At 66.9% G+C, this 23,395-nt stretch carries 25 protein-coding genes and 2 pseudogenes; 18 read left to right on the forward strand and 9 right to left on the reverse strand.

Features of this window, described 5'->3' with window-relative positions:
* Positions 1–116: 116 nt before the first annotated feature.
* From ACFPJ1_RS38735 to ACFPJ1_RS38795, 13 genes and pseudogenes are all read left to right on the forward strand, one after another.
* Positions 117–1,310 carry an FAD-binding oxidoreductase gene (locus ACFPJ1_RS38735; RefSeq protein ID WP_465261105.1) on the forward strand — a complete coding sequence of 398 codons (1,194 nt, stop codon included), beginning with the start codon at positions 117–119 and terminating at the stop codon, positions 1,308–1,310.
* On the forward strand, positions 1,307–2,014 hold the full coding sequence (locus ACFPJ1_RS38740) for an SDR family NAD(P)-dependent oxidoreductase (protein WP_380111323.1): 708 nt from the start codon (positions 1,307–1,309) through the stop codon (positions 2,012–2,014). Before ACFPJ1_RS38735 ends, ACFPJ1_RS38740 begins: the two co-directional genes overlap by 4 nt.
* A 35-nt stretch (positions 2,015–2,049) precedes the next feature.
* On the forward strand, positions 2,050–2,820 hold the full coding sequence (locus ACFPJ1_RS38745) for an FAD:protein FMN transferase (RefSeq protein ID WP_380111324.1): 771 nt from the start codon (positions 2,050–2,052) through the stop codon (positions 2,818–2,820).
* Entirely contained in the window at positions 2,817–3,482 is a 666-nt protein-coding gene (locus ACFPJ1_RS38750) for a response regulator transcription factor (RefSeq protein WP_380111325.1), read from the forward strand. Before ACFPJ1_RS38745 ends, ACFPJ1_RS38750 begins: the two co-directional genes overlap by 4 nt.
* Positions 3,479–4,711, forward strand: coding sequence for a sensor histidine kinase (locus tag ACFPJ1_RS38755; RefSeq protein ID WP_380111326.1), 1,233 nt, complete (start codon positions 3,479–3,481; stop codon positions 4,709–4,711). Before ACFPJ1_RS38750 ends, ACFPJ1_RS38755 begins: the two co-directional genes overlap by 4 nt.
* A gap of 23 nt (positions 4,712–4,734) precedes the next feature.
* On the forward strand, positions 4,735–6,156 hold the full coding sequence (locus tag ACFPJ1_RS38760; protein WP_380111327.1) for a ferredoxin reductase family protein: 1,422 nt from the start codon (positions 4,735–4,737) through the stop codon (positions 6,154–6,156).
* A 13-nt stretch (positions 6,157–6,169) separates the two neighbouring features.
* Positions 6,170–6,700, forward strand: coding sequence for an FMN-binding protein (locus ACFPJ1_RS38765; protein ID WP_380111328.1), 531 nt, complete (start codon positions 6,170–6,172; stop codon positions 6,698–6,700).
* Positions 6,697–7,143, forward strand: a complete 447-nt coding sequence (locus ACFPJ1_RS38770) for an FMN-binding protein (protein ID WP_380111329.1) — start codon at positions 6,697–6,699, stop codon at positions 7,141–7,143. Before ACFPJ1_RS38765 ends, ACFPJ1_RS38770 begins: the two co-directional genes overlap by 4 nt.
* Positions 7,144–7,214: 71 nt before the next feature.
* Positions 7,215–7,706, forward strand: a complete 492-nt coding sequence (locus tag ACFPJ1_RS38775; protein ID WP_380111330.1) for a hypothetical protein — start codon at positions 7,215–7,217, stop codon at positions 7,704–7,706.
* Positions 7,707–7,832: 126 nt separating this feature from the next.
* Positions 7,833–8,678: pseudogene (locus ACFPJ1_RS38780) on the forward strand (ferric reductase-like transmembrane domain-containing protein); the annotation flags it as partial.
* Between the two features lie 41 nt (positions 8,679–8,719).
* A pseudogene (locus tag ACFPJ1_RS38785) lies at positions 8,720–8,839 on the forward strand (glutathione-dependent formaldehyde dehydrogenase); the annotation flags it as partial.
* Positions 8,840–9,073: 234 nt separating this feature from the next.
* Positions 9,074–9,280: a hypothetical protein gene (locus tag ACFPJ1_RS38790; RefSeq protein WP_380111357.1), complete on the forward strand. Its 207-nt coding sequence runs from the start codon at positions 9,074–9,076 to the stop codon at positions 9,278–9,280.
* Between the two features lie 737 nt (positions 9,281–10,017).
* On the forward strand, positions 10,018–10,203 hold the full coding sequence (locus ACFPJ1_RS38795) for a hypothetical protein (RefSeq protein WP_380111331.1): 186 nt from the start codon (positions 10,018–10,020) through the stop codon (positions 10,201–10,203).
* A 695-nt stretch (positions 10,204–10,898) separates the two neighbouring features.
* Here the strand turns inward: ACFPJ1_RS38795 and ACFPJ1_RS38800 are convergent.
* From ACFPJ1_RS38800 to ACFPJ1_RS38810, 3 genes are all read right to left on the reverse strand, one after another.
* On the reverse strand, positions 10,899–11,015 hold the full coding sequence (locus ACFPJ1_RS38800) for a helix-turn-helix domain-containing protein (RefSeq protein ID WP_380111332.1): 117 nt from the start codon (positions 11,013–11,015) through the stop codon (positions 10,899–10,901).
* Positions 11,016–11,140: 125 nt separating this feature from the next.
* Entirely contained in the window at positions 11,141–11,713 is a 573-nt protein-coding gene (locus ACFPJ1_RS38805; RefSeq protein WP_380111333.1) for a recombinase family protein, read from the reverse strand.
* A 412-nt stretch (positions 11,714–12,125) separates the two neighbouring features.
* Positions 12,126–12,359, reverse strand: a complete 234-nt coding sequence (locus ACFPJ1_RS38810; protein WP_380111334.1) for a hypothetical protein — start codon at positions 12,357–12,359, stop codon at positions 12,126–12,128.
* Between the two features lie 84 nt (positions 12,360–12,443).
* On the opposite strand from ACFPJ1_RS38810, the gene ACFPJ1_RS38815 reads away from it, so the two are divergent.
* Together ACFPJ1_RS38815 and ACFPJ1_RS38820 are read left to right on the forward strand one after the other, a co-directional pair.
* On the forward strand, positions 12,444–13,577 hold the full coding sequence (locus ACFPJ1_RS38815; RefSeq protein ID WP_380111335.1) for an epoxide hydrolase family protein: 1,134 nt from the start codon (positions 12,444–12,446) through the stop codon (positions 13,575–13,577).
* Positions 13,578–13,767: 190 nt separating this feature from the next.
* Positions 13,768–14,604 carry a sensor histidine kinase gene (locus tag ACFPJ1_RS38820; RefSeq protein WP_380111336.1) on the forward strand — a complete coding sequence of 279 codons (837 nt, stop codon included), beginning with the start codon at positions 13,768–13,770 and terminating at the stop codon, positions 14,602–14,604.
* On the opposite strand, the gene ACFPJ1_RS38825 is transcribed toward ACFPJ1_RS38820, so the two are convergent.
* The 4 genes from ACFPJ1_RS38825 to ACFPJ1_RS38840 all read right to left on the reverse strand — a co-directional run bounded on the left by ACFPJ1_RS38825 (position 14,592) and on the right by ACFPJ1_RS38840 (position 16,350).
* Positions 14,592–15,236, reverse strand: coding sequence for a DUF4158 domain-containing protein (locus ACFPJ1_RS38825; protein ID WP_380111337.1), 645 nt, complete (start codon positions 15,234–15,236; stop codon positions 14,592–14,594). The two genes, ACFPJ1_RS38820 and ACFPJ1_RS38825, sit on opposite strands and share 13 nt — an antisense overlap.
* Complete coding sequence (locus ACFPJ1_RS38830; protein ID WP_380111338.1) at positions 15,233–15,379, reverse strand: DUF4158 domain-containing protein; 147 nt, start codon at positions 15,377–15,379, stop codon at positions 15,233–15,235. Before ACFPJ1_RS38830 ends, ACFPJ1_RS38825 begins: the two co-directional genes overlap by 4 nt.
* Complete coding sequence (locus ACFPJ1_RS38835) at positions 15,372–15,512, reverse strand: DUF4158 domain-containing protein (RefSeq protein WP_380111339.1); 141 nt, start codon at positions 15,510–15,512, stop codon at positions 15,372–15,374. Before ACFPJ1_RS38835 ends, ACFPJ1_RS38830 begins: the two co-directional genes overlap by 8 nt.
* 343 nt (positions 15,513–15,855) lie before the next feature.
* On the reverse strand, positions 15,856–16,350 hold the full coding sequence (locus tag ACFPJ1_RS38840) for a hypothetical protein (protein WP_380111340.1): 495 nt from the start codon (positions 16,348–16,350) through the stop codon (positions 15,856–15,858).
* Between the two features lie 1,241 nt (positions 16,351–17,591).
* Here ACFPJ1_RS38840 and ACFPJ1_RS38845 point away from each other — a divergent pair.
* Positions 17,592–18,326, forward strand: a complete 735-nt coding sequence (locus ACFPJ1_RS38845) for a hypothetical protein (protein ID WP_380111341.1) — start codon at positions 17,592–17,594, stop codon at positions 18,324–18,326.
* Positions 18,327–18,902: 576 nt separating this feature from the next.
* Positions 18,903–19,163: a hypothetical protein gene (locus tag ACFPJ1_RS38850; protein ID WP_380111342.1), complete on the forward strand. Its 261-nt coding sequence runs from the start codon at positions 18,903–18,905 to the stop codon at positions 19,161–19,163.
* Positions 19,164–19,250: 87 nt separating this feature from the next.
* On the opposite strand, the gene ACFPJ1_RS38855 is transcribed toward ACFPJ1_RS38850, so the two are convergent.
* Complete coding sequence (locus ACFPJ1_RS38855; RefSeq protein WP_380111343.1) at positions 19,251–19,682, reverse strand: VIT1/CCC1 transporter family protein; 432 nt, start codon at positions 19,680–19,682, stop codon at positions 19,251–19,253.
* A gap of 29 nt (positions 19,683–19,711) precedes the next feature.
* On the opposite strand from ACFPJ1_RS38855, the gene ACFPJ1_RS38860 reads away from it, so the two are divergent.
* Positions 19,712–19,879, forward strand: a complete 168-nt coding sequence (locus ACFPJ1_RS38860; RefSeq protein ID WP_380111356.1) for an Lsr2 family DNA-binding protein — start codon at positions 19,712–19,714, stop codon at positions 19,877–19,879.
* 727 nt (positions 19,880–20,606) lie between these two features.
* Here the strand turns inward: ACFPJ1_RS38860 and ACFPJ1_RS38865 are convergent.
* Positions 20,607–22,814 carry a S8 family serine peptidase gene (locus ACFPJ1_RS38865; protein ID WP_380111344.1) on the reverse strand — a complete coding sequence of 736 codons (2,208 nt, stop codon included), beginning with the start codon at positions 22,812–22,814 and terminating at the stop codon, positions 20,607–20,609.
* Positions 22,815–23,395: the final 581 nt, after the last annotated feature.

Raw genomic sequence — 23,395 nt, forward strand, 5'->3', positions numbered from 1 at the left:
CAGGTGCGGCGGCCGACCACCGACGGCGGGCTGGTTGACCTGGTCCTCGCCGAACAGAGAATCACTGTCCGCGGCGCGGGAAAGAGCTACGGCGACGCTGCCTGCCCGAGCAGGGCATCGTCTTGGACATGACGGCCCGCGACCGCATCATCTCGTTCGACCAGAGCAACGGCGTGATCGTGGTCGAGGCCGGCGCTCTGCTCAAGGACATCATCGAGCAGACCCTCCCGCTCGGGTGGATGTTGCCCGTCGTGCCAGGCACGGAGCGAATCACCGTCGGCGGTGCGATCGGCTGCGACGTCCACGGCAAGAACCATCCCGGCGCAGGTTCGTTCGGCCAGCATGTCCTCTGGCTCGCCCTGCTGCGTTCAGATGGGACCGTGACCCAACTGTCGGCCGGACGCGATCCCGATGCCTTCTGGGCGACGATCGGGGGGATGGGCCTGACCGGCGTCATCCTGCAAGCGGCGATCCAGCTTCAGCACATCGAGACCGGCTGGGCACTCCGGAATCGACTCCGAACACGGTCCCTCGACCAGACCGTCTCGGTACTGCGCACCCTGGCTGACCGGCAGGAGACCGATCCGAATCACCATGCCATTGCCTGGCTGGACGGGCATGCCTCAGGCGACAGCCTGGGGCGCGGGATCGTCGACGAGTTCCGGCCATCGACAACGAGGGAACTGCCGGGCGTCGTACCGCCGTTCCCAGAACGCCGGGAGCATTCGACCCGAAGGGGCAGGCGGTCGCTGCCGGGACCGGGACTGATGTCGAAGGCAACAATTGTCGCCGCCTCGACCGCCCGCTGGCACCTCAGCCGATCCGGCAATGCGCAGCTCGTTCAGTTGCACTCCGCGCTCTGCCCCTTGGACCGGGCAGAGTTATGGCCCAGTGCCTTTGGACGTGCAGGCCTGATCCAGTACCAGTTCGCTGTCCCACGAGGCGAGGTGTCAGTACTCCGAAAGGCCCTGACCTTCCTGGTGGCACACCGGATGACCCCGGCGCTCGCCACCCTCAAGAATCTCGGGTTCGGTACCTCAGGGCCGCTGTCGTTTCCGATCCCTGGCTGGACGCTCGCTGTGGATCTGCCCGCCCGCTGGCTGCATGACCGAGAGATCCTTCGCCCGATCGACAAGATGGTCGCCGCCGCCGGCGGCCGCGTCTATCTCGCGAAGGACGTGCTCACCGATCCGAGTCGCATTCCGACGATGTATCCACGGCTCGAGACGTGGCGACGAACCCAAGCCCGACTCGATCCCGCACATCGGTGGACATCCGCCTTGGCCGAGCGCCTGGGACTGTTGCAGTGACGGCTGGAACCGCTCTACTCGTCGGTGGTTCGTCCGAGATCGGCATGGCCGTCCTCACCGAACTCCTCGGCCCACCTCCGCGCCGCGTTGTTCTGGCCGGCCGGCCGAGCGGCGAGCTCTGGTGGAACGCGGAGAAGCTCCGCGACCTGGGCTACACGGTCAGGACGGCGGGGTACGACGCCAACCTCCGCGCGGACGAGGTCGACGGGATGCTCGCGCACGCCTCCGCCGAGCAGCCGATCTGCCTCGCAGTGTTGGCTGTGGGTGCGATGACGTCGGACTCGTTCGCCGACGGCATCATCGTCAACGGGCTGTCGGTGTCGCTACTGCTGCGAGCGTTGGTGCAGCGCAGACCTGAGCAGGTCGTGCTGCTGTCGTCCGCGGCCGCGGTGCGGCCGCGCCAGTCGATCGCGGCGTACTCACTGGGAAAACAACTCGCCGACTCGACTGCCGTCCTACTGGCTCGGCAGGCCGCGGACACCGGCGTGCGAGTACTCGTCGTACGTCCTGGGTTCGTCGCGACCCGGATGACCGCCGACCTGCCGAAGCCGCCCCTCGCGACGACGGCGACGCGGGTCGGCAAGAGGGTCGCGGCGGCGGTGCGGGCCCAGAGATCGATCGTCTGGGTGCCCCGGAGGATGGCGCTGACTGTGAGAGTCCTGAATCTCCTGCCGCGCCGGTTGCTCCCGTCAGCCTGGAGGTGAGCTGCGGGGTTCCGGCTCGGAAGTACCGTTGCCGCATGGTGTCGAGGCGGAGCTGGGTCGAGCAGATCATGGGTCTGCCGGTCAGTGTTCTCGCCCGTGGGGAGGAGGCAGAGTCAGCGCGGGCGGACGCCGCTGTGCGGGACGTCTTCGCGGATCTGGTCGAGGCTGATCGGATGTTCTCGCCGTACAAGATCGACAGTGCGGTCAGCCGGCTGGCGCGCGGAGAGCTGAGTTGGGACGAGGTGGATCCGGTCGTACGGGAGGTGGGCGAGCGGTGTGTGCGGGCTCGTGACCTGACCGGCGGGCTGTTCGACGCCGAGCTGCCCGGCGGTGGATGGGACCCGTCGGGGCTGGTGAAAGGCTGGGCGGTCGAGCGCGCGGCTGAGCGACTGCGGGAGGTCCCTGACCTGGACTGGTGCCTGAACGCCGGGGGCGACGTCTTGGTGCTGTGCCCGAGCAGCCTCCCGTTCACCGTCGGAATCCAGGATCCGCGCGATCCCGGGCGGGTGGTCACCAGCGTCGCCCGGAGCGATGGAGCGGTAGCGACGAGCGGTACGGCGGCCAGAGGTGCGCACCTGTACGACCTACGGACCGGCGATCCTGTGGACACCCGGTGGTTGTCGGTGTCGGTGAGCGGTCCGTCGCTGGAGTACGCTGATGTCCTTGCGACTGCCGCCTTCGTCGCGGGGGAGGAGTGGCCCGGAGTGCTCGCGGCGCTACCCGGGTACGAAGGGTTGGGGATCCTTGCTGACGGCAACCTGTTTGCCACGGCCGGCTGGCCCCTGGGTGAAGTGGCGGCGGGATGACTGAGTCCAGACGGATCCTGCTGATCGAGGACGATGCGGATCTCGCCGGCTTGCTCGACCGGGTGCTGGCCGACGAGGGGTACGCCGTGACGTGGGCAGGCGACGGTCAAGCCGGACTGCATCTCGCGCTGACACGGCCGTTCGAGGCGATGATCGTCGACCGCGGCCTGCCGGCTGTCGAGGGCCTGGACCTGATCGCCCGGCTGCGCAGCCGTGGCGTGAGTACGCCGATCCTGGTGCTGTCTGCGCGCAATCGGACCGAGGACCGGGTCGACGGCCTGGACGCCGGCGCCGAGGATTACCTGGCGAAGCCGTTCGAGCTCACGGAGTTGCTGGCGCGCGTGCGGGCGCTGTTACGCCGGCACCTGGATCACGCCGGTCACTTAGCTGTCCCGGGTGGTTCCCTCGATCTCGCTTCACGCACGGTACGACGTGTTGATTGCACGACGGTGGAGTTGTCCGAGCGGGAGGCGGCGTTGCTCGCTCTGCTGGCGGCGCGGCCCGGCGCTGTGTTCAGCCGGAGTGAGCTCCTTGACCGGGTGTTCGACGACGCGGAGTCGGACACCGTGGTGGACACGTATGTGCATTACTGCCGGCGGAAGCTCGGACGTGGAGTGATCAGTACTGTCCGCGGCCTCGGCTACCGGTTGGGTAGCTCGTGAACGGGCGGCCGATCGGTGACGAGGTCCTCGTCCGCAGAGCCGCTCGTGGCGTGGCCGTCCAGGTCGCGGCTCTGGTCGCCCTGGCGATGCTGCTGCTGATCGCTCTGGTCACGATCGTCGTGGTCCGCGGTCAGGCGGGTGCGGCCGACGATCTGCTCCGATCGGCGATCGCGACGGCGGACGACGTCGGCGATCCTCCCGCCGGCATGTGGCTGGCGATGACCGGCGCCGCCGGTACGACGGTCACCCCCGGGCTGCCGGACGAGCTGCTCCCCGAGTTGGCCGCGATGCGCACCGGCGCCACCGAACAGGTCCGGCTGACCACGGTGGAGAACGACGACGGTGAGTACCGCATCGCCACCGGGATCATCAAGGGCAAGCCGGTGCAGGCTGTGCTCGATCTTGCGTCGGCCCATCAGGAGCGCACTCGGCTGCTCGAGGCGATGGGGCTCGCGTCCGCCCTCGGCTTGTTGTTCGCCGGGCTGCTGGGCGTCCTGATCGGGCGTCGCGCGGTGCGGCCGTTGGCCCAGGCGCTCACCCTGCAACGGTCGTTCGTGGCCGACGCCGGCCACGAACTGCGCACGCCGCTGACGTTGCTGAGCACCCGGGCCCAGGTGCTCGACCGTGCCTTGCGCCGCAGCAGCTCGAGCGACGCGATCCTGCGCGACTCGGGCGGCGTCGTCCAGGACACCAAGCGGCTCGGTGAGGTCGTCGACGACCTGCTCGCCGCCGCCGACCCGCGGGGCGCCGAGGACCATGACCCGGTCGATCTCGCCCGGGTCGCGGAGGACGTCGCGGACAGCGCGGGAGCCCATGCGCACCAGGCTGGTGTGCGGCTGCGGTGGCAAGCGGACGAGGGCAGTCTCCTGGTCCTGGGTGCCGCTAGTGCGATCCGCCGCGCGACGATCGCACTGGTCGACAACGCCATCGACCACACTCCGGCGGACGGCGAGGTGCGGATCGCCGTACGACGGCATCGGCGGGACGTGATCTTGGCAGTCAGCGACACGGGGCCTGGGATCGGGCCGGAGGAGGCACAGCGGGTGCTGCGCAGGTTCGACACGGGCGGGCATCGCGCGGGCCGGGCACACTACGGCCTGGGCCTCGCGCTCACCCATGATGTCGCGAACCGTCATGGTGGCCAGCTCCGGCTGGCTCCGAGCGAGGGCGGCGCCACGTTCGAGCTGGTCCTGCCAGCGATCGCAGAGCCCGCTCAAAGGAAAACCTAAGAATCCGCGGGCATCGTCGTAGCATGACGGACCGAGGTGTCGAGCAGGCTACGAGCGGGCATCGCATGGGGCATGTCCGGCGGCGGTCTCGTCGTACGCCGGTCTGGTGGCGCGACGCCATCGGCGTTCTGTGCTGGAGCAGCGCGTTGATCGTGATCCTCCTCTGGTTGTCCGGGCGAGGCGTTCAGCTGCTCGCGACCGGGCCGGCAGATCTGCTGACGTCGCTCGGTCGGCTGTCCGGTCTGGTGGCCGCGGACTTGTTGCTGGTGCAGGTGTTCCTGATGGCGCGGGTGCCGATGATCGAGCGGAGCTACGGACAGGACGAGCTGGCCCGCAGACATCGGCTGGTCGGTTTCTGGTCCTTCAACCTGCTGATGGTCCATGTCGGGTTGATCCTCGGGGGATACACGCTCCGGGATCACAACAATCTGCTGCGTGAGACGTGGAGCGTCGTCACGACGTACGGCGGAGTGCTTCTTGCGGTCGCGGGAAGCATCGCGCTGACGGTCGTCGTCGTCACCTCGGTCCGGGTGGCTCGCCGGGCGTTGCGGTACGAGTCGTGGCATCTGCTGCACCTGTATGCGTATGCCGGGGTGGGGCTCTCCGTGCCGCACGAGATCTGGACCGGCGCGGACTTCACGACCTCGCCGGTGGCGCGGGTGTATTGGTGGTCTGCGTACGCCGTCGCGCTCGCTGCGATCTTGGTCTATCGCGTGGCCGTGCCGGTCTGGCGGACGCTTCGGCACGGGCTCACGGTCCGGGAGGTCGTCCGCGAAGGTCCTGGAGTGGTGACGGTCACGCTGGCCGGTCGCGGTCTGCACCGGATGCCGGTCCAGGCAGGTCAGTACTTCGTCTTCCGGTTCCTCGACGGCCCGGGATGGTCGCGTGGCAACCCGTACTCGTTGTCGGCGTCGCCCGCGCCCGATCGCCTGCGGGTGACCGCGAAGGCGGCCGGTGACGGAAGCAGCCGGCTGGCCGGGTTGCGGCCGGGCACCAAGGTCGCCATCGAAGGACCGTACGGCCGGCTGACCGGTGAGCGGCGAGTCACCGGCAAGCTCGCGATGTTCGGCTGCGGTATCGGCATCACACCGCTGCGGGCCTTGCTGGAGGAGCTCGCCTATCGACCGGGTGACGCCGTTCTGGTGTATCGGGCGCACGATCTCGACGACCTGGTGTTCCGTGACGAGCTCGACCAGTTGGCCCGCCGCCGCGGCATCACGGTGCATTACGTGCTCGGCCGGCGGATCCGGAACCGGCAGTCGTGGCTTCCCGAGAACGCCGCGGCCTGGACCGACGAGGACGCGATGCGGAAGCTCGTCCCTGGCATCAGCCAGTACGACGTCTATGTGTGCGGACCCGATCAGTGGATGGATGCAGTGTGCGCGGCGGCCGTCGGACTCGGTCTTCCGCCGAACCAGCTTCATCAGGAGCGGTTCTCGTGGTGAGAGGAGTACGTGCGTGAGGCGCGGGATGAAGCTGGTCATGTCGGCCGCGAGCCTGGTGGTCGTCGGCGTCGCAGTGCGGACGAGCGTCCAGCCGCACCCGGCAGCCGACGTGGTGTCGTCTGTGCAGGCCGGCCGGCCCGCGGGCGTGCGCGCGCGACCGACGCCGGCACCTCCCCGTCGGTCCGGCACCCGAACAGCTCGGCCGGGCCGACCGAGTCCCACACCGCACGCATCGGCACGCCCGAGCTCCTCGGCGCCCGTGACTGTCGCCGGTGATGTGGTCCAGACGGAGTACGGACCGGTGCAGGTCGAGATCAGTGTGCGCAGCGGACGGATCACGCTTGCCCGCGCCCCGGCCCGGCCGAGTGGGGACGGACAGACCGACGCGATCAACAGCAACGCGATCCCACAACTGGACCAGGAGACCGCTGCCGCGCAGAGCGCGCGGATAGACACCGTGTCAGGAGCGACCTTCACGTCCGACGGGTACCGACAGTCGCTGCAGTCGGCACTCGACGCGGCTCATCAAGCGGGCGCGCGATGAGGAGCCATGCAACGCGGCTGCGGCGCAACGCGGCGGTGATCGGGGCTTCGGGAGTACTGATCGGCCTCCTCTTCCTGTACCCGACAAGCACGAACCGGACCGACTCGCCGACTGCCACCGCGGCCGCGCCGGGGGTGGTCAGCACCGGACCGGCGAACGGCGCCACGACCGTGAACGGCACGTCGGCCGACACCCGGTACGGACCGGTGCAGGTCCGGATCACGATCCGTTCGCAGCGGCTGGTCGCTGTCACCGCGCTGGTCTATCCGTCGTCGGGAGGACGCGACCGGGAAATCAGTTCGTTCGCGCTCCCGCAGCTGGAACAGGAGGCGATCGCGGCCCAGAGCGCACAGATCGACACTGTGTCGGGCGCAACCTTCACCTCCGACGGTTACCGGCGCTCGCTGCAGGCCGCCCTGGACGCGGCCCACCTGCAGGGCTGAAGGACTCCAAGAAAACCCCAAGAACCGTCTGCGACCGTGGCGACTCCAGTCCAGCGCCCCGAAGGAACCTGATGCAGACAGTCAATGGCCTCCCTGCCCATGTCCTCCTGGTACACGCCATCGTCGTGCTCTTGCCATTGTCAGCCGCCTTGCTCGCACTCACCGCTATCTGGCCGGCCGCACGACGCCGGCTGACCGGCCCGAACGCCATCCTGGCGATACTCGTCGTCGTACTGGTACCGATCACCACCAGCGCGGGGGAGTGGCTCGAACATCACCTGGCCCGCAACGCCCTCATCCAGCGCCACGCCGAACTCGGCGACACCGCCATCTACGCCGCCATCGCCGTCGCGGTACTGGCGCTGATCGTCTGGTGGCGGCAACGCGAAGGCAACGAGGCGACCCCGATGAAGCGCGCCTTTCTCGCACCAGCCTCGAGCGCTGTGACGACTGTCGTGACCGTGATCGCCATCCTCGTCGCGGGCGCGGCCGTCTACGACGTCATCAGAATCGGCGACTCCGGCGCCAAGGCGAGCTGGACCGGATGGGCGACCGGATCCTGACCGAGGTTTCCGCGCTGCGGATGACAGTCCTGTCATAGCTGCGCAGTGCTGTTCCGCGCGGCTGCGCTGTCGGCGTACTTTTCCAGCGTCCTGAAGGATTGTCCCTGGTCCTGGAAGCAAGTCGCGATGTCCCGCCACCAAGTCTCAGCGCGTGTCCGCGGCCCGTTGTCCCGGCTCGCCTGGTTTCTGTGGCATTTCGCCGTACTGCTCATCCCGCTGTTCCTCACCTGGCACGTGATCGCGCCATCCGACACCACTCCCGGTGGGGCTGTGACCCTCAGCGCCGGTCTGGTCGTCGCGGTCGTCCTGCCGGCCCGGCTGCCCTGGCTGATCGCGAGCTTCGGGATCGAGACCGTACTCGCCGTACACCGGCTGATCGCGCTGATCGCGGTCGTGCTGGTGCTGGTGCACCTGGTCGCGGTGCTGATCGTCGATCCACGGGGATTGTCGATCCTCGATCGCGCGCACACCACCTGGGCCGCTCGCGCGGCTGTCACGTCGACGTTCGCTCTGGTGCTGGTCGTCGTACTCGCACTGCGCCGTCCGGGTCGCCAGCCGCGGTACGAGGGCTGGCGACTCGTGCACAACGGACTGGTGGCGATCGTCGTGATCGCCGCCTGGCTTCACGTCTGGTGGCTCCGGCACCTCGTGTCCGACGTCCTGGTGGCTGCCTGGTTCGTTGCGTCCGGATTGCTAATGGCCGGCCTGGCCACGCGCCGCTGGATCTGGCTGCCGACGCGAGCCGGGAGATTCGCCTACCTCGTGAAGTCGGTGCGGGCCGTACCAGGCGACGGCGTGACGCTGGTGATCCAGGCCGACGGTCACCCCGGTCTGCCGTTCGAGGCCGGTCAATTCGTCTGGCTGAAGATCGGGTCGACGCCGTTCGTGTTCGAGGAGCATCCGTTCAGCATCGCGTCGTCCGCGGAGCACCCGGACCGGATGGAGTTCACGATCAAGGCGCTCGGCGACTTCACCGAGTTGCTCGTGGCGCTCCGGCCCGGGCCCGGGCGGCCATGCTGCTTGGCGCCGACCAAGTCATCATCATCGACCGATACGACTACCGGTTGCAGTCCGCGAGACAGCACATCGGCTGCGAGACACTCGACTACGAGCGGACCGACATCGCCGCCGAGCTCAAGGAACGGACCGGTGGCCGAGGTCCGGACGTCTGCATCGAGGCGGTGGGCATGGAGGCGCACAGCCCCGGCCCGGACTACGTCTACGACCAGGCGAAGCAGCAGTTGCGGATGCAGACCGACCGGCCGACCGCGGTACGGCAGGCGATCTACAGCTGCCGCAAAGCCGGCAGCGTCTTCGTCCTGGGTGTGTTCGCAGGTTTCGTCGACAAATTCCCGCTAGGTGCCGTGATGAACAAGGGGCTGACACTGCGCGGTGCCCAACAGCACGGTCACCGGTACATCCCAATGCTCCTGGAGCGGATGGAGCGCGGCGAACTCGCCACCGAACACCTCGCCACTCACACCATGCCTCTGTCCGAAGGGTCACAGGGCTACCGCATGTTCAAGGACAAAACCGACCAGAACATCCGATCGGTCTTCCTGCCCGACGGCTGAGGACGTCTGGCCGGCGACCGGACCGGAGCCTCTGAGAACCCAGGTCACCGACCCGTCGGAATCAACGAAGGCAGCCTCGGCGGATAGATGGTGAAAGGGCGAGACGGCGAGGGTGTCTGAGGGTGTCGGTTGGGCGGCCACCTGCGTGATGGGAGTTGCAGAATGCCGAACACGACAGCCGTCGGCTTTCGCCATGTAGCAGGGCATCAGCGGTAGCCGACAGCTCGCAGCTGCTCGGGCCCCCAGCCCTAGGGGTACCGATCTTATGCAGTCGCCGAGCCATGGCCGATGGGCCGTTTGCTGGCGGAACGACCGGGTACCGCAGCGCCACATCGCCCGGCAGCATGCGTTGCCTTGGCCTTGCAACCCTCTGGTGCCCGGACTCAGGCATCGAATGCGAACGACGATGAGGTGATATCGGTGGCACCCCAAGACACCGCAATAAAACCAGTGTGGACACAGAATCTGCCCATCCGATCGGCGGTTGCTGCAGACCACTGCCGTGCTTACGGTGGGCCAGCCCATGGCTACAGCTGGCTACTAGCCCGCGCCGCGGTCCCGTTGGCTGCGATCGATGTGGTCGCGGGGCATCGGGTTGTTACCTATCGCCTGATCCATCACCCCCGCACTCACTTGCCCGCACGAGATCACCTGGGCAACTACCTGTACATGCCGGTGTGCGCGGCGTCCGCCGCCGCCGGCGATGGCCCACCCGGCACCCAACGAAAGGGATCACGATGAGGATCGACAAGTCGCAGATCATCGACATGCTCAAGAACAAGGGCGACCACGACAAGGCCAGCCAGGCCGAATCCGATCTGCCGGACCAGGTCGACACCGATCAGGACAAGGACAAGCCCGACAAGCTCGGCATCGACCCCAAAGACCTGATCGGCACGCTCCCTGGCGGCCTCGGCGGCTGACCAGCTCACGCGTGCGGGGTCCACTGCCACCGCGGCGGTGGGCCCCGGTCCGACCAACTGAAAGGACCAGCTATGAGCACCGCAGCCCCCCAGGGTGGACCCCGGGAGGAAACAGACACCGATCGGTCGGTGCCCGACCAGACGGCGGAGACCCACCCCGACCAACCGGAAGCGCGAGCCGATAGCGGTCCTTCGGCACAGTTCGAACGTGGTGGGGACCGGCCTCTACGTCCTCACCCTCACCGGCGACCGGATCCGCGCCATGACCCGCTTCGAAAACAGCGTCCTCCCATCGTTCGGGCTACCGCGATCGCTCCCCAGCCCATAGCCAGCATCCAAACGATGGATCTGCGCGCCAGCGAAACACACACCGGCGGATGTGCCGGTGCAGCTACCAACGTCCAACGTGCTGTTTCGGTGTGACGACCTGCGGCGACCTATTCGGAACCGTCGGGTCGAGGCGTCGGGATCCAGCCGACCCTGTAGGTTTTGCCGCCGATGATCGCCTTGATCGGATCAGGTGGCCTGGCGCGGCTCCTGGCGGGCGCCGAACGGCCGCCGTTACCGGGTCGAGGCTTGCGAGGGCCGCCGGCCGCCCCTGGACGGGGGCAGGCTACGTGCGCGCACGGCCGATCGCCGGGCAGCAGGACGGGAAAGCCCCCGCCCGCTGGTGGTCGGCGTGGAGATCCACAGGTCTATGGCTGCAGGTGGCGGTACAGCGTGCGGCGACTGAGGTCGACGATGCGGGCGATCTCGGCGATGGTTCTGCCGACGTCGTACAGCTGGCGGCGTCGAGCTTGGCCGGGGGTCATGGGTCGGCCGCCGACGCGGGCACGAGCGGCGGCTAGGCCGGCGTGAGTCCGCTCGACGATGTTCGGAGTCGGCTGCGCAGTTGCCTGAACTCGGCTGCATACCGCTGACGACTATGCGGTGAGGCTCAGCTGGCCTTGTCGGTGGTGCTTGGGGCTGGTGGAGCTTCGGTTTCGCTGACGATGCGGTGTACGACGGCGAGGCTCACTCCTACGCCGCGCGCGATCTCGCGCAGGCTTTGTCGCTCACCGCGTCGGGCGAGGATCGCGCGGCGCTTGTCGTCGTCGACCACGGTCGGGCGGCCGCCGACTCGGCCGTGGATCCGGGCGGAGTCGAGACCGTTCTTGGTTTTCCGTGCGATGTCGCGGCGCCGGTCTTCGGCGAGCGCGAGGGCCAGGTCGAGAATGAGGGACCGTTCGATGTGCTCGCCGGCCGCGATGCCTTCCAGCACCTTGACCGCGACGCCGCGCTGGAACAGGTCATTCAGCACGATCAGCCCTTCGAGCAGGTTGCGGCCGAGCCGGTCGACTTCCTGCACGGTCAGCATGTCGCCCTCGCGCAGGTACGCGAGGGCGGCGGCCAGGCCGGGACGGTCGTCGGCGCGCAGCTTGCCCGACACCTTCTCCTCGAACACCTTCACGCAGATCGGATCGAGCGCGTCATGCTGACGCGGACGAGTCCGACAAGTGCCACCGGGCACCCCATTTCTGTTCGTTTAACGTGTTCGCAAAGCCCGGACGAGAGTGGCGGTTTCGGAACGGGTTTCCGAACGCTGGTCCCGTGACGGTGCCGGACAGCCTGTCGGGGGTCGGTGCTTGTTCGGATAACGAGCGTTTGCCGAACAGGCCGCCACCGTCGTACCGGGCCTCAGACGAGGTCGGCGGGGGACCCTAGTGCAGACGACTCCAGGACACCGCTACAACTCGAACTCGCCTGCACAGCGCTCCACGGCCAGCGCCGAACCGGTGCAGACGACTTCGGAGATCGACAGTGGCCTCATCCGCGCCCTGGCCGCCCCTGAGGTGTTCCGGTAGCCGATCCCCTAACGGACACCACCCATCAGCGCCTCGACACCTGGCCAACCTGGCCAATCGTTGTTTTTGCGCTGGAAGCTACGGGGAGGCCGTCAAGGCGGCGAGGTCGATCTCGATCGGGAATGGATCCTCGATCGATGCTGCCTCGCCACTGAGCGCTGTGAGGGTCTGGCGGAACTTACCGTGGGTGAGAGCGGAGACGATCAGGTGTGGCCGGGTCTCCAGTTCGAGTCGCCAGTAGAAGCCGATCCCGGCTTCGGCGTAGATCTGGGCTGAGTGGAGTATTGCCGACGTGAGCGAAACTGTCGCCAAGGTACTTACTTCTCGTGAGTGGTCCCGCGAGCCGGGTGGGCACTGCATCGACTGCAGAGACCCGTTCTCGCCAGGGGTGGCGCCATGAGTGGTCGACCGCCCCTGCTGCGGGTCAGCGAGGCAGCGATTGATGACCTTCGCAGTCGGCTGCGAATGACGCGTTGGCCGACCAGATGGCCCGTCGAGCCGTGGGCGGCCGGAACGGACGCTAGCGTGCTGGAACGGCTGGTGGAGTACTGGGCGAACGGCTATGAATGGCGTGTCTGGGAAGCAGCGATCAACGAACTCCCATCCCATTACGCCGACATCGGCGGTCATCAGGTCCACTATCTCAGGTACGACGGAGAGACGCCCTCAGCTATCCCGATCGTCCTCACCAACGGCTGGCCGAGCACCTTCTTCGAGATGGTGGAGCTGGCGCGACGGCTGGCCAACCCGAGCGTTTTCGGGGTGACCGACGAGGTCGGTTTCACTGCGATCGTTCCGTCGCTGCCAGGATTCACGTTTTCCAGCCAACGCCCCATGCTCCCGGCCGACGTTGCGACGCACGAGATTTGGCATCGGCTGATGAGCGACGAGCTGGGCTTTGACCGCTACGTGGCACACGGGGGTGACCTTGGCGCGGGAACGACGTCGCGCCTCGCAGCGGCGCATCCCGACGCCCTCTTGGGGATCCACCTGATGGCGGTGGGTGCGCCGTCCGATGTGGATGAGGCGACCCTGAGCTCGGAGGAGAAGGAGTACCTCGCGAGAGTTGCTGCCTGGACCCGCGACGAAGGGGGGTACATGCACCAACAGTCGACCCGTCCCTTGACGCTGGCCTACGGGCTCTCGGACTCGCCGGCGGGGCTGCTTGCGTGGATGCTCGACAAGTACAACGCCTGGAGCGACAACCGGGGAGTGCTTGCGAACAGCTTCTCCGACGACTTCCTCCTCACGCAGGCTTCGCTCTACTGGTTCACCAACACGATCGGGACGTCGTTTCGGCCCTACTACGAATACGGGCGTGGGATCAGTCGCGGTCTTTCGCGCGTGACGGTCCCGACAGCGATTTCTCTCTTCCCGGCTGACATCTCCCAGCCACCAGAGTCGTGGGCCGAGCGCACACACAACGTTGTGCACTACGTGCGCGCACCGCGCGGCGGTCACTTCGCACCGATCGAGGTTCCTGACCTCTTGGCCGACGACATCCGACGTTTCGTCCGTTCGCTGTTGTAACTCATCGTGCGTCTGTGGCCACCGGCGTCTGATGCCGACGATCAACGACCGGTTGGCGCCGACTTCTCGCTGTCTCGCAGCCTTCCTACGAGTCCGTCCGTCATGCCGCGTTGCGCCCGCACCTGGCCATCGACGGCCGCACCGCCCCCGAACAGGTCCCGGCACGCCTCGCAGGAGGCAGGATGAGGTCATGCAGGACGCCGACAGCGCACCGCGCGCGGGTTTCCGGGACTGGCCGGGCCGGATCGCCCCGCGCGGCGCGGGGTGGCTGCTGGTCACGTCGGTGGCGCTCTTACACCTGCTCAACCCGCGGATCGGGCAGGTCGAACCGGAGCCGCGGTCGGTCCTGCTGGTCGTGGTCGGGTTCGGCCTGGTGCTCGCCCAGAGCGTGCCGCTGTTCTGGCGACGACGGCGTCCCGCCCTGGTGCTTGCGCTGATCGCCGGCGCGTGGGTCGCCGGACAGCTGCTCTTCGGGCCGTCGGCACCGTTCGGGGTCTGGGTCGCCCTGTACTCGGTGGTCGTGTACGCGACCCGCCGTACGGGCGAGCTCGGTGCCGCGGCTGCGACCGCCGCCGTGGTGGCGCTCCAGCTCGCCCATCTCGGTCGCGACCGCCTCGAGCTGCAGGAAGCGGTCCCGCTGATCGTCGCCACGTTGCTCGTCGTGATCGTCGGCTTCGTGGTCGCCGACCGCCGCAGTCGGAGCGCCGCGCTGCGGGACCGGGCGGAGTTCCTCGAGCGGGAGCGTGAGGCACTGTCGCGTCAGGCCGTCGCCGAGGAACGGCTGCGTATCGCCCGGGAGCTCCACGACCTTGTTGCGCACAGCCTCACGACCATCGCCATCCAGTCGAGTACCGGCAGACTCGCCCTCCCCCAGCACCCGGACGTGGCGCTGCGGGCGCTGGCGACGATCGAGACGACCAGTCGCGACGCCAACCGTGAGATGCGGCAGCTACTGGGGGTGCTGCGGCAGGCCGGCGACACCACCGCCGAGTCCGGTTCGCCCGCCCGATCAGCTCACTCGACATGAACAGGTCGAACAACTCCAGGGCATCGTCGGTGGGCGGTGACCTCCAACCAGCGCACCGTCGCCAACAGCGTCGCGATCCGTCGCCCATAAGGATGCCGCGCCGGCTTCGGTGCCTTCGCCGCGACGCCGTACCGGGCCAGCTCGATCACCCGCCTGGTCGGCACCGGCGCCACATCCGCGGAACGCATACCCAGCCCGGCGATCTCCGCGACCCGGTTGAGGGCCAAAACCATGCCCCGCCCCGTCATACTGCGGACACCGCGCCGCCACAGATCCAGCCGCGAACGCCGCAACCCCTCCGGAACCTCCAGCACAGCCTCAAGAGCCCTGGTCTGCTCAGCCGTGACCGCCGCGGCCAGAGTGTCGTACAACCGCTCCTCAGCCGCCTTCCGCACACTGGCCACCAGTTCCGTCAGCGTCGTCACTCCCGGCAGCAACACTCGCCGCTCCCGAAGCCACCCCACTGCCGCATAGAACAGCGCCCTCGGGCCGTCCCCAGTCGTCCATGCCTCGTCGTCCAGCCACTTGACCAGCGCCGCCTCCATCGACACGAACGAGAGATAGCCGTAAACCTCGGCGATCTCCGACTGATGCTCGAACCGGGTCGACCGCCGCACCAGATACCGCTTCACACACGACGGATCGACCCCCCGACCTGCACAGCCACGTAGTCCAGCACCACGGTCGGCACAGCCAGTGGATCAGCCAGGAACGTCCCCACCTGCCGAATCGTCACCAGTTGCAGCGCGAACCCCAGCCGGTTGTGATCACCCACACCGCTTCGCGACCAGCTCCCGGTCGACGTCGTCGAGGAAGAAGAACCGCTCCAGCATCTCCCGACCCAGCGACTCCGTCGCATACCGCCCATACGCCTCAGCCTGGTCTCGCGTCAGAAAAGTCGTCGACACAGCCGCTCAACGTACGGCACATCCACCCGAACCGCCCAGACCCTGCTTAGCGGGACATTCCCGCGCGTTGGTCCTCATGGGCCGACGCCCTCGAACGACCCGTCAGTGAACCAGTACGTCGCGTCGTCGGCGACGAGCTCTCGCCAACGGTCCAAGGCACGTGCGTTGGTCGCTCTTCGTAGTCCGCCATGAAGGCGTCCAGCTCAGCGGTCAGCGAATGAGTTCGGTTCTCCACGCGGCCAGCCTGTCAGCGTGGAGGCTTGAATGCCATCGCGAGCGCCCCGGCAGCGGGGTGGCTGTCGGGGCGCTCTCTTCGGTTCAGGAGGGTGGTGGTGAGGGGCTTCTAGTTGGCGCCGACGACCTTGAAGGTCTGGTTCACGAAGATGTGGTGGGGCCAGTTGACGCCGATGTAGTGGACCTCGTACTCGCCGTTGCTCAGCTGCACGACACGGTCGACCACGCCACCCGGGTAGGCCGCAAGGGCGGCCTTCGTGGCCTGGTCCGCGGTTGTTCCGCTGACGATCGTTCCCTCGCCCTCGGTGTAGTTCGCCGGGATCTGACCGTCCTGCTTTGCAGCACTCGGGGCGCCGCGCTGGAAGGGGACGACCCCGGCCGCCGTGGAAGCCGCAGTACCGCCGCCGTCATTCGCTTGCACTATGACCTGCGAGGCCGTGATGGTCGTTCCGTTGGTCGAGCCGAGCACGAGGACATTTGTGCCGTTGGTGATGGCACTCGCGGTGGTTGAGGTCGTCCCGTTCGTGTACGTCGTAGAGGACCCGTTTGTGACGGTCACGTTCTGCCCCGCTGATGTCGTCAACGTGAAGCCCGACGAGGTCACGCTGTCGACCGTGCCTGCCGCTCCCCCTTCGGCCGGGCCGGACCGGGCGTTGGACGCCCCTCCTGCAGCTGCCCCGCCGCCAGCGCCGCCCGCGGGGCCAGCACCGGGTGCGGGTTGCCCCGACGCCGCCGGCGGAGGCGTGGCAGCTGTCGAGTTGGACGTGGCGTAACCGACGCCAATCCCGGCCCCCGCAAGTACCACCACCGCGGCGGCAACTGCTATCCATCGACCTTTCCCGCTCGACAGGAATCCCCGTACTCCTCGCCGGGGTGCCTGCTCAGCCGGGGCTGCCGAGGCAGCCAACTCCGGTGAAGACGGTGTCGGCGGAGGCGGCGCAGCGCCGGCGGCGCCTGGAGTTCCAGTAGCAGCCGGCGTGGGCACCCCGCCCGAACCCGGGTGATCGGGAAAGGCCTCGTGGGAGCTTGTCGGGTCGTAGTCGTTCATGATGGCGCTCCTCCTACTTAGGCAACAACACGAGCCTGCCTGCCGTTCATATGAGGTCCCTGTAAGCATCCTGTGATGTTTCTGTGACTATGCCGAAACGTCCTCCTCCTCGCCTGGAGCTGCATCCGGGGTGTCGGCGGGTCTTCGCGGCGGACCGCAACAAAGCGGTGGTTGATCTTGTGGGCTCCGAATAGGTGGCTGACTGTGGCGCACCATCCCGATGCTGAGGTGCCGGCCTTCCGGTTGCGGCGGGCCGTGCTTGGTGACGTCGACTTTCTCGCTGACGTGGTCATCGCAGCGCTCCCGGCGGCGGTTGCCGTGGGCGCGGGTCGGACCGCGGTCAGCAGTGCGGCGGCGGGAACGAAGGACAGCAGGCGGCGGCGACTGAGTTGCACTGGCATTCCTGGGCGGATGGGAACAACCCCACGCCCAGAGTCAACCAGCCGAAACTATCTCACGGCAGCCGTTTGCCATCCGCCAGGGCAGCGCGGACGGCTGACGACGTGGGGGCGACGAAGGCGCGGCGGCGATATCACGGCTCAGGGCGCTGGCGCATTGCGGCCAGCAGGGGGCGATTCTGTAGGGCTGGCATCCTTCCGAGTTGCAGCTGACATTCCTCCCCTGAACGGATTCCGCGACTACCGTGCTGTTAAGCGCAACCGCGAGTCGCCGTTCAGTCCAGCCGGGTCCGCCGCATGCCGAGCGGCGGACGGACGTATTCCGCTGCGAATCCAGCGGTCGATCATCCGGCGAAATGACCAGGTGCGGCGCCATGACCCACAGAAGGAGACCCGCTGATGGCGGCCGATCATGCTTTCACCCGGCGAACGGCGTTCACCAGTGACGTGATCGCCGAAGCGACCGGGCATCATCAACGCGCCAACCCGGTCTTGGACGGTGGCGGCGGGCCGGCCGGCAACGCCCGGCTCACGGCGTGGACAGGGTTGTTGCTGCTGGTGCTGTTCGTCGCAGAGTTGTTCACCCTCGTCGACGTCGGCCAGTTGATCACCTGGCACCTCGCGATCGGTGCGCTGCTCATCCCGCCGGCACTGCTCAAGACCGCGGCCATAGGTTGGCGGATCCTTCGTTACTACGCCGGCAACCGTCCGTACCATGACTCGGGTCCGCCGCCATTGATCATGCGGATTCTCGGCCCGATGGTCGTGCTCACCACCCTGGTGCTGCTCGGTTCTGGCGTGGCGCTCGTGGTCGTCGGCCCCGACGGCGGACGGAGTGGGCTTGTGGACGTGCTGGGCCAGCGTATCGACTGGCTCACCATCCACCAGGTCGTCTTCGCCGTGTGGGCGGTCGTCACCGGACTGCATGTGTTGGGCCGACTCGTCCCGGCGCTGCGACTCACCCTGCGACCGGCGCCCGGTCGCGTGCCCGGCGGTTACCGACGCGTCGCGATCCTGATCGCGACAGCCGCCGCAGCTGTCGCTTGCGCGATCGTGCTTGTGCGGGCCGGTCATGCCTGGCAATCGCTACCGGCGCACCACGTTCGGCCGCCCGGTCGGCCGCAATCCCGATGACGAGGCGGCGGCCAAGTGGATCAGCCGAAACTCTCTGGCGGTAATCGTTTGCTGATGGTGAATGAGTGCTCGTGCGGGGCTTCGGAGCCGGTCGCCTGGCTTCGTCGTCCCGCTCGTGCGGCCCAGCGTGATCACTGGTCTTCAGACGGCCGATCCGTCGGTTGCTCGCTGGGCGCGGAGGGGCCCGAAGGGGTCTCCACCAGAACCTTGCCTACGGCATGCACATCGAAGGCGTCGCGGCGGACGACGAACAAGAAGGCAACCTGATGGCAAAGAGACGGTTTGGGCGCATCCGCAAGCTGCCATCCGGCCGTGCGCCGGCCGGTTGCAACAAACACAACATTGATGCGGCCTGGTTAGTCGGCGCGCAGAGCCCCAACTATCACTACGAACCTGGGCCGCCGGATCCCCGCTCGGGTCAGGCATCATCACCGTTACTCGGGTGTCGGGTAAGAAGCGTGTCACCAGCGGCAAACGAGCGAGTCTGGTGTCAACCTGCGTTCGCGGGAGTATGACCGATCGTGGATCGGTCGATCGTGCTGGACGAGCTGGTTGAACACTAGATGCAGCTGGACGATGAGCAGGTCCTGGTGGCGGGCAAGCGTGATGCGACGCGGCTGGGCCTCGTTCTTCTTGCTGAAGTCCTACAGTCGACATGGCCGGTTCCCGCGGGGTCGTGGCGAGTTCCTCGCGGCCAAGCCGCACCTGAAGTTCTTCAATTCGCAGGGCGGCGTCCGGGTGAAAGTCGACCAGTGCCGCTGGCGCAGCGACTACCGAGTCCTCCTCTACGTCACCACCCCGGCGCCCCGGTCACCGCCCGCGTCACCTACGTCGTAGAAGATCGCAAACCCGCACGTCCCCGCCTCCTGACCAGCTCAACCGCCTGCACCTGCGACGGTGCTTGGGTCACGGGTGTTGCCAGCATCAACCGGCAGCGCCGATCGCTGCGCTGATGCCGACGATGATCGCGCCGCCGAGAGTGATGGAGACGAACGAACGCACGAAGCCAGTCTTGAAGAAACGCCAGCGAATCCAGGACAGCACCAGCAGCTCGAACCCGACCACGACGACCGCGACGATGAGTGCGGCGCGGAGCTGCGGGATCAGGAAGGGGAGCGTGTGCAGTACACCGCCAAGGAAGGTCCCGGCGCCGGTGATCGAGCCGCGAAGGTACGGATTGCCGCGCCCGGTCAGGTCGCCCGTGTCCGACAGGCCTTCGGAGAAGGCCATGCTCACGCCCGCACCGATGGCGGACGCTAGCCCGGCGAAGAACGCGTAATGCGGCTGATGGGTGGCGAGCGCGACGGCGAAGATCGGCGCCAGCGTCGATAGCGAGCCGTCCATCAGGCCGGCCATCGCCGGTTGCACCCGTTGGAGCAGGAACGATCGCTGCCCGTCCGGTCCGAACCAGCCGCGGCGCGAAGGTCAGGCGGACGCAGGTTGGAGCAGACGTCAGAACGATCAAGGAGTGGGCCCGCGCCAACGGCTACGAGGTCAACGACCGCGGCCGCATCCCCAACCACATCCGCGAAGCCTTCGAGGCAGCGAACTAACGTTCGCCGGTGCCGACAAGCGGGGTGACTGGTCACGTGGTCCGAGGCTGACCTGGCCTCGACTTCTTAGCGCGACGGGTTCGGCTGCAGCCCTTGACGACAACCCATTGGTGAGCGGAGCGCCCGGCCTTCGCGACCTGCCCTGCTCGACACCGATCACGGCAGCCTCTCAGCGACGCGAGGAGCCGAGGGACACGGGTCGCGCTCCGCCCGCGCTGTCGAGCCAACGCGCGATCACTTCGAACCTCGAAACCGCTGATTTCCGGCCGAGATTGATCATGTTTCGTCGCTGGCAAGCAAAAACCCTTACTGTTAAGGGCATCGCTCGCTGCATGGTGCGCATAGGTCTGCATTGCTGACCATCCTCTCGCGCTGATTGAGGTGCGTAAAGGGGTGCGTTTGCGGGATGTCGGGCCGAGGCGGCGGGCGAGCCGCAGGTTCAGGAATGCCGACAACCAACGCCGCAAACGGCTGCACGGCGCCCGGCACACACGCTGGCCAACAGCACGTGTCAAGGCGAAGCCCGATCAAGATTGAACTACCACCAACGTACCCTCGAAGAGCACCGGCGCCGCTCCTGAATGGCTCCACTGACGGTCCACCCGTCGGGAATCCGCGTCAGCTTCACGAGCGAGGCGCCGGGCCTTCATACCGGCCACTTCCACATGAGCAACCGGGTGACGGCACCCTTGGTCGCTGTTGAGGAAATTCAAATTGATGCCCATGGTCAGCGGGACGGGAACCTCGTGTTGAGCTCGAGGGGCCAGGGTATCGGCCAGAAGAAGCCGGTGACCGTCCAGGCCACTCCATACCAAAGGCTGTCCGTGCCCGACCAGCGTCGGATCACGATCTCGTACGATTGACCGGGGGCGGCCGAAAACTCGACCACTTCGTAACTGTTGTCCCAGGACGCGGCAGATGCCACCTGCACGCCCGAGCTATCGCGCACGAGCAGGTCTAGGTCGACGGTCAACGTAGATGCGGTCGCGGTGTCGCCCGAAGTTGTAACAGCGCTGTCCCACGCCAGTGCGACCTTCACGCGGGGCAGCAGAATGTTGCTCGGAACAGCCACGTGATAGCGGAATGTCGCGAGCCGATCGGATCCGACGACGGCCGAGGAGAGCGTACCCACGTCCCACCCGTGGCGGGTGGCGGGGGCATCTCGCCAGCGACGCTGCTGCGCGATCGCCACTCCGGCGTAGGCATCGAGGGCTCCGGCTCCGTCCGAGGCGTCGGTGCGCGCCAACACGTCTTGCCACCAAGTGCTTCCGGAGACATTGCGGCCGGCCGCGGCCATGAGGATTGCTCGGCAGCCCTCTGGCCACGAGCACAGGACCACGTCGACATCCTGCAAGAGAGCAGTCACTCCAGCGGCTGCCGGTGCCGCGAAGCTGGTGCCACTCATGGTCTGCGAATTCGCCGACACGCCCGTCCCGTTGGCTGCGAGCTCGGGGAGCTCTCGGTCGCCGTGAGATGTTGCCGGATTCCGAAAGACGGAGTCGCCCGCCACGGCCCCTGCCGTGTCGTCATGATTGCCAAGTGCCATCGAGTTGTAGCCCTTGTGGTTCACGAACTCAGCGGACGGCGGAACGATGCCGTCAGGGTCGGTCGCCCAAAAGTTGCCAGCCGCCTGGAGAATCGTTGGATAGGGCCACCTCAGAGCCAGCCAGTCCTTGAGTAGATCGTCGGCCTGCAAGCCGGAGCCACTGGGTTCGCTGGCGCGATGGAAGCTCTGGCTGATGACGGTGCAATGCTGAGTGCGAACGGCCCACGTGAGCGCGTCCGTGCCCGACGTATTCGCGGAATAGAGGTCGCAGTCTGGCGCGTGACCGTGTGGTTTGTTCGCTTCCGTGTTCTTGATGATGGCTGAAGTGAGGCGTGCATGGTCACTGGCCCCAGGCGTAGCGGTGAATCGATCAGCGAACACGAGGTTGGTAGTTATGCTCGGGCCCGTTTCCCAGACCGCGACCCGGACGCCTGTCCCATCGAATCCGGCGTTGTGCGCGAGGTCTGAGCGGGCGACGGTGATCGAGTTCCCGAGGTCGAGGATCTCCGACGGATCATCGAGGTGAACCACGCCGACCGCGTCGTTCCGCGCTAACTCGCGGATTTGCGCCACTGTCGCGGTAGCACGGAGGAACGGAGTGTCAGGACTTGCCGTATCATCGTTGATCTCTATTCGAGCTTCCCGCATAGCGATCCGGAGCGCGTCCGTGGCGCTTGCGACGAGATCCGCTACGCGGCGCTCACCATCGGGTGGCTCGTGCGATCGCTTGTCGGCCGGCTTGTCATAGGGCGCCGGAGGGAGGCTGATCGGCGGCCACATCAGCACGGCGATCATCTCGCTGTCATCGGCGCCCTCAAGGCGCCGCCACAGTGTCTCATCGATGCGTCCGAACTTCTCTGCGCGCCGTGTCGCTACACCTGCGAGCAGATCGCCGATGTCGACCCTTTCGCCGCGATGGTCAAAGGCTAACTCGATCGGTTCTCCAGTCGCGCGATCGACGGCCTTGACCACGTCGACATGTTGCTCGGCGCCCTGCTCGCCAAACGAAAGGCGCTGTACGTCCAGGTCACCGATGACGAGCCGGACTGCATGTTCGACTCGTAGATGGCTCGGGATGGTAGCGGTGATGGGCGACATAGTGAACGGAATGACCTCGCGGTCAACGAGTCGCTGGCCTTTGGTGTCGAGAAGCTCGTCCACCACGAGTTGGTAGGCCCCGGCCGGCAACTCACCTACATCGACGGCCACCAAACGGCCGTGATTGTGTACTTGGACGCTAATCGGCTTGAGTTCTCCTGGGGATATGCGGATCCCACCCTGGGCGGAGCGGGGCTCGACCGGTCTGGCCAGAGCCAGCTCAATGGTCGCGCCAGGCTGCAACACTTCGCCAGCGACGATATTCGCCGAAGCGAGAACGACGTCATTCATGCTGCGTTCCTCCAGTCGATCGGATGCGTCGTGCAGGATGCATGACAGGTCTGTCAGGACGATGACGCAGCCCTTCGACTGCGTCTTGCAGAGGCGCACACTCGAGAGGAGTAGCGGTCCTATGGGCTCCCTTGGCGACGGCGAGCGAAATCATCGTCGAGCCTCGGGCAGTCATTCTGAGCGTAGAAGCGAGCTGATGACCGGTCAATAGGTGTTCTCGCCCCAAACGGCGTGATAACGCGGTGATAACGCGGTGATAACGCGGTGATAACGCAGTTGGATGTGAACTGGGTTGAGGGAGATGAGGTGGTTGGTTGGAGGGGGAGTTGGCGGCCAGTTGCTCAGCATCATGGCCAGCGGCCCGCAATATCCGCCGAGGATATGACCTAGCAAGACGATCCATAGGTCTCACAGTTCCTCTCATTCCGGCGCAGCCTCGTGAGTTTCGCGGCCAACCGGCGAAAGATCCGGGCCAGTTGTCTGCGCGACGTTGATGTGCCTAGCCGCCGCGGCACGCAGAGGTCTCATCGACCAAACTGCTATGCAAGGTCCTCACCGCCAGCGCACGAATCCACACCCCA

The sequence above is a fragment of the Kribbella qitaiheensis genome, assembly GCF_042657745.1.
GTDB classification, from domain to species: domain Bacteria; phylum Actinomycetota; class Actinomycetes; order Propionibacteriales; family Kribbellaceae; genus Kribbella; species Kribbella qitaiheensis.

Coding starts and splice junctions, on each gene's coding strand:
- ACFPJ1_RS38820 (WP_380111336.1), top strand. CDS start 13,768: ATGCAGGACGCCGACAGCGCACCGCGCGCGGGTTTCCGGGACTGGCCG.
- ACFPJ1_RS38865 (WP_380111344.1), bottom strand. CDS start 22,814: ATGAATGACGTCGTTCTCGCTTCGGCGAATATCGTCGCTGGCGAAGTG.
- ACFPJ1_RS38815 (WP_380111335.1), top strand. CDS start 12,444: ATGAGTGGTCGACCGCCCCTGCTGCGGGTCAGCGAGGCAGCGATTGAT.
- ACFPJ1_RS38760 (WP_380111327.1), top strand. CDS start 4,735: ATGACGGACCGAGGTGTCGAGCAGGCTACGAGCGGGCATCGCATGGGG.
- ACFPJ1_RS38800 (WP_380111332.1), bottom strand. CDS start 11,015: ATGACCCCCGGCCAAGCTCGACGCCGCCAGCTGTACGACGTCGGCAGA.
- ACFPJ1_RS38775 (WP_380111330.1), top strand. CDS start 7,215: ATGCAGACAGTCAATGGCCTCCCTGCCCATGTCCTCCTGGTACACGCC.
- ACFPJ1_RS38795 (WP_380111331.1), top strand. CDS start 10,018: ATGAGGATCGACAAGTCGCAGATCATCGACATGCTCAAGAACAAGGGC.
- ACFPJ1_RS38750 (WP_380111325.1), top strand. CDS start 2,817: ATGACTGAGTCCAGACGGATCCTGCTGATCGAGGACGATGCGGATCTC.
- ACFPJ1_RS38845 (WP_380111341.1), top strand. CDS start 17,592: ATGGCGGCCGATCATGCTTTCACCCGGCGAACGGCGTTCACCAGTGAC.
- ACFPJ1_RS38745 (WP_380111324.1), top strand. CDS start 2,050: ATGGTGTCGAGGCGGAGCTGGGTCGAGCAGATCATGGGTCTGCCGGTC.
- ACFPJ1_RS38770 (WP_380111329.1), top strand. CDS start 6,697: ATGAGGAGCCATGCAACGCGGCTGCGGCGCAACGCGGCGGTGATCGGG.
- ACFPJ1_RS38850 (WP_380111342.1), top strand. CDS start 18,903: ATGAGCAGGTCCTGGTGGCGGGCAAGCGTGATGCGACGCGGCTGGGCC.
- ACFPJ1_RS38790 (WP_380111357.1), top strand. CDS start 9,074: ATGAACAAGGGGCTGACACTGCGCGGTGCCCAACAGCACGGTCACCGG.
- ACFPJ1_RS38855 (WP_380111343.1), bottom strand. CDS start 19,682: ATGGCCGGCCTGATGGACGGCTCGCTATCGACGCTGGCGCCGATCTTC.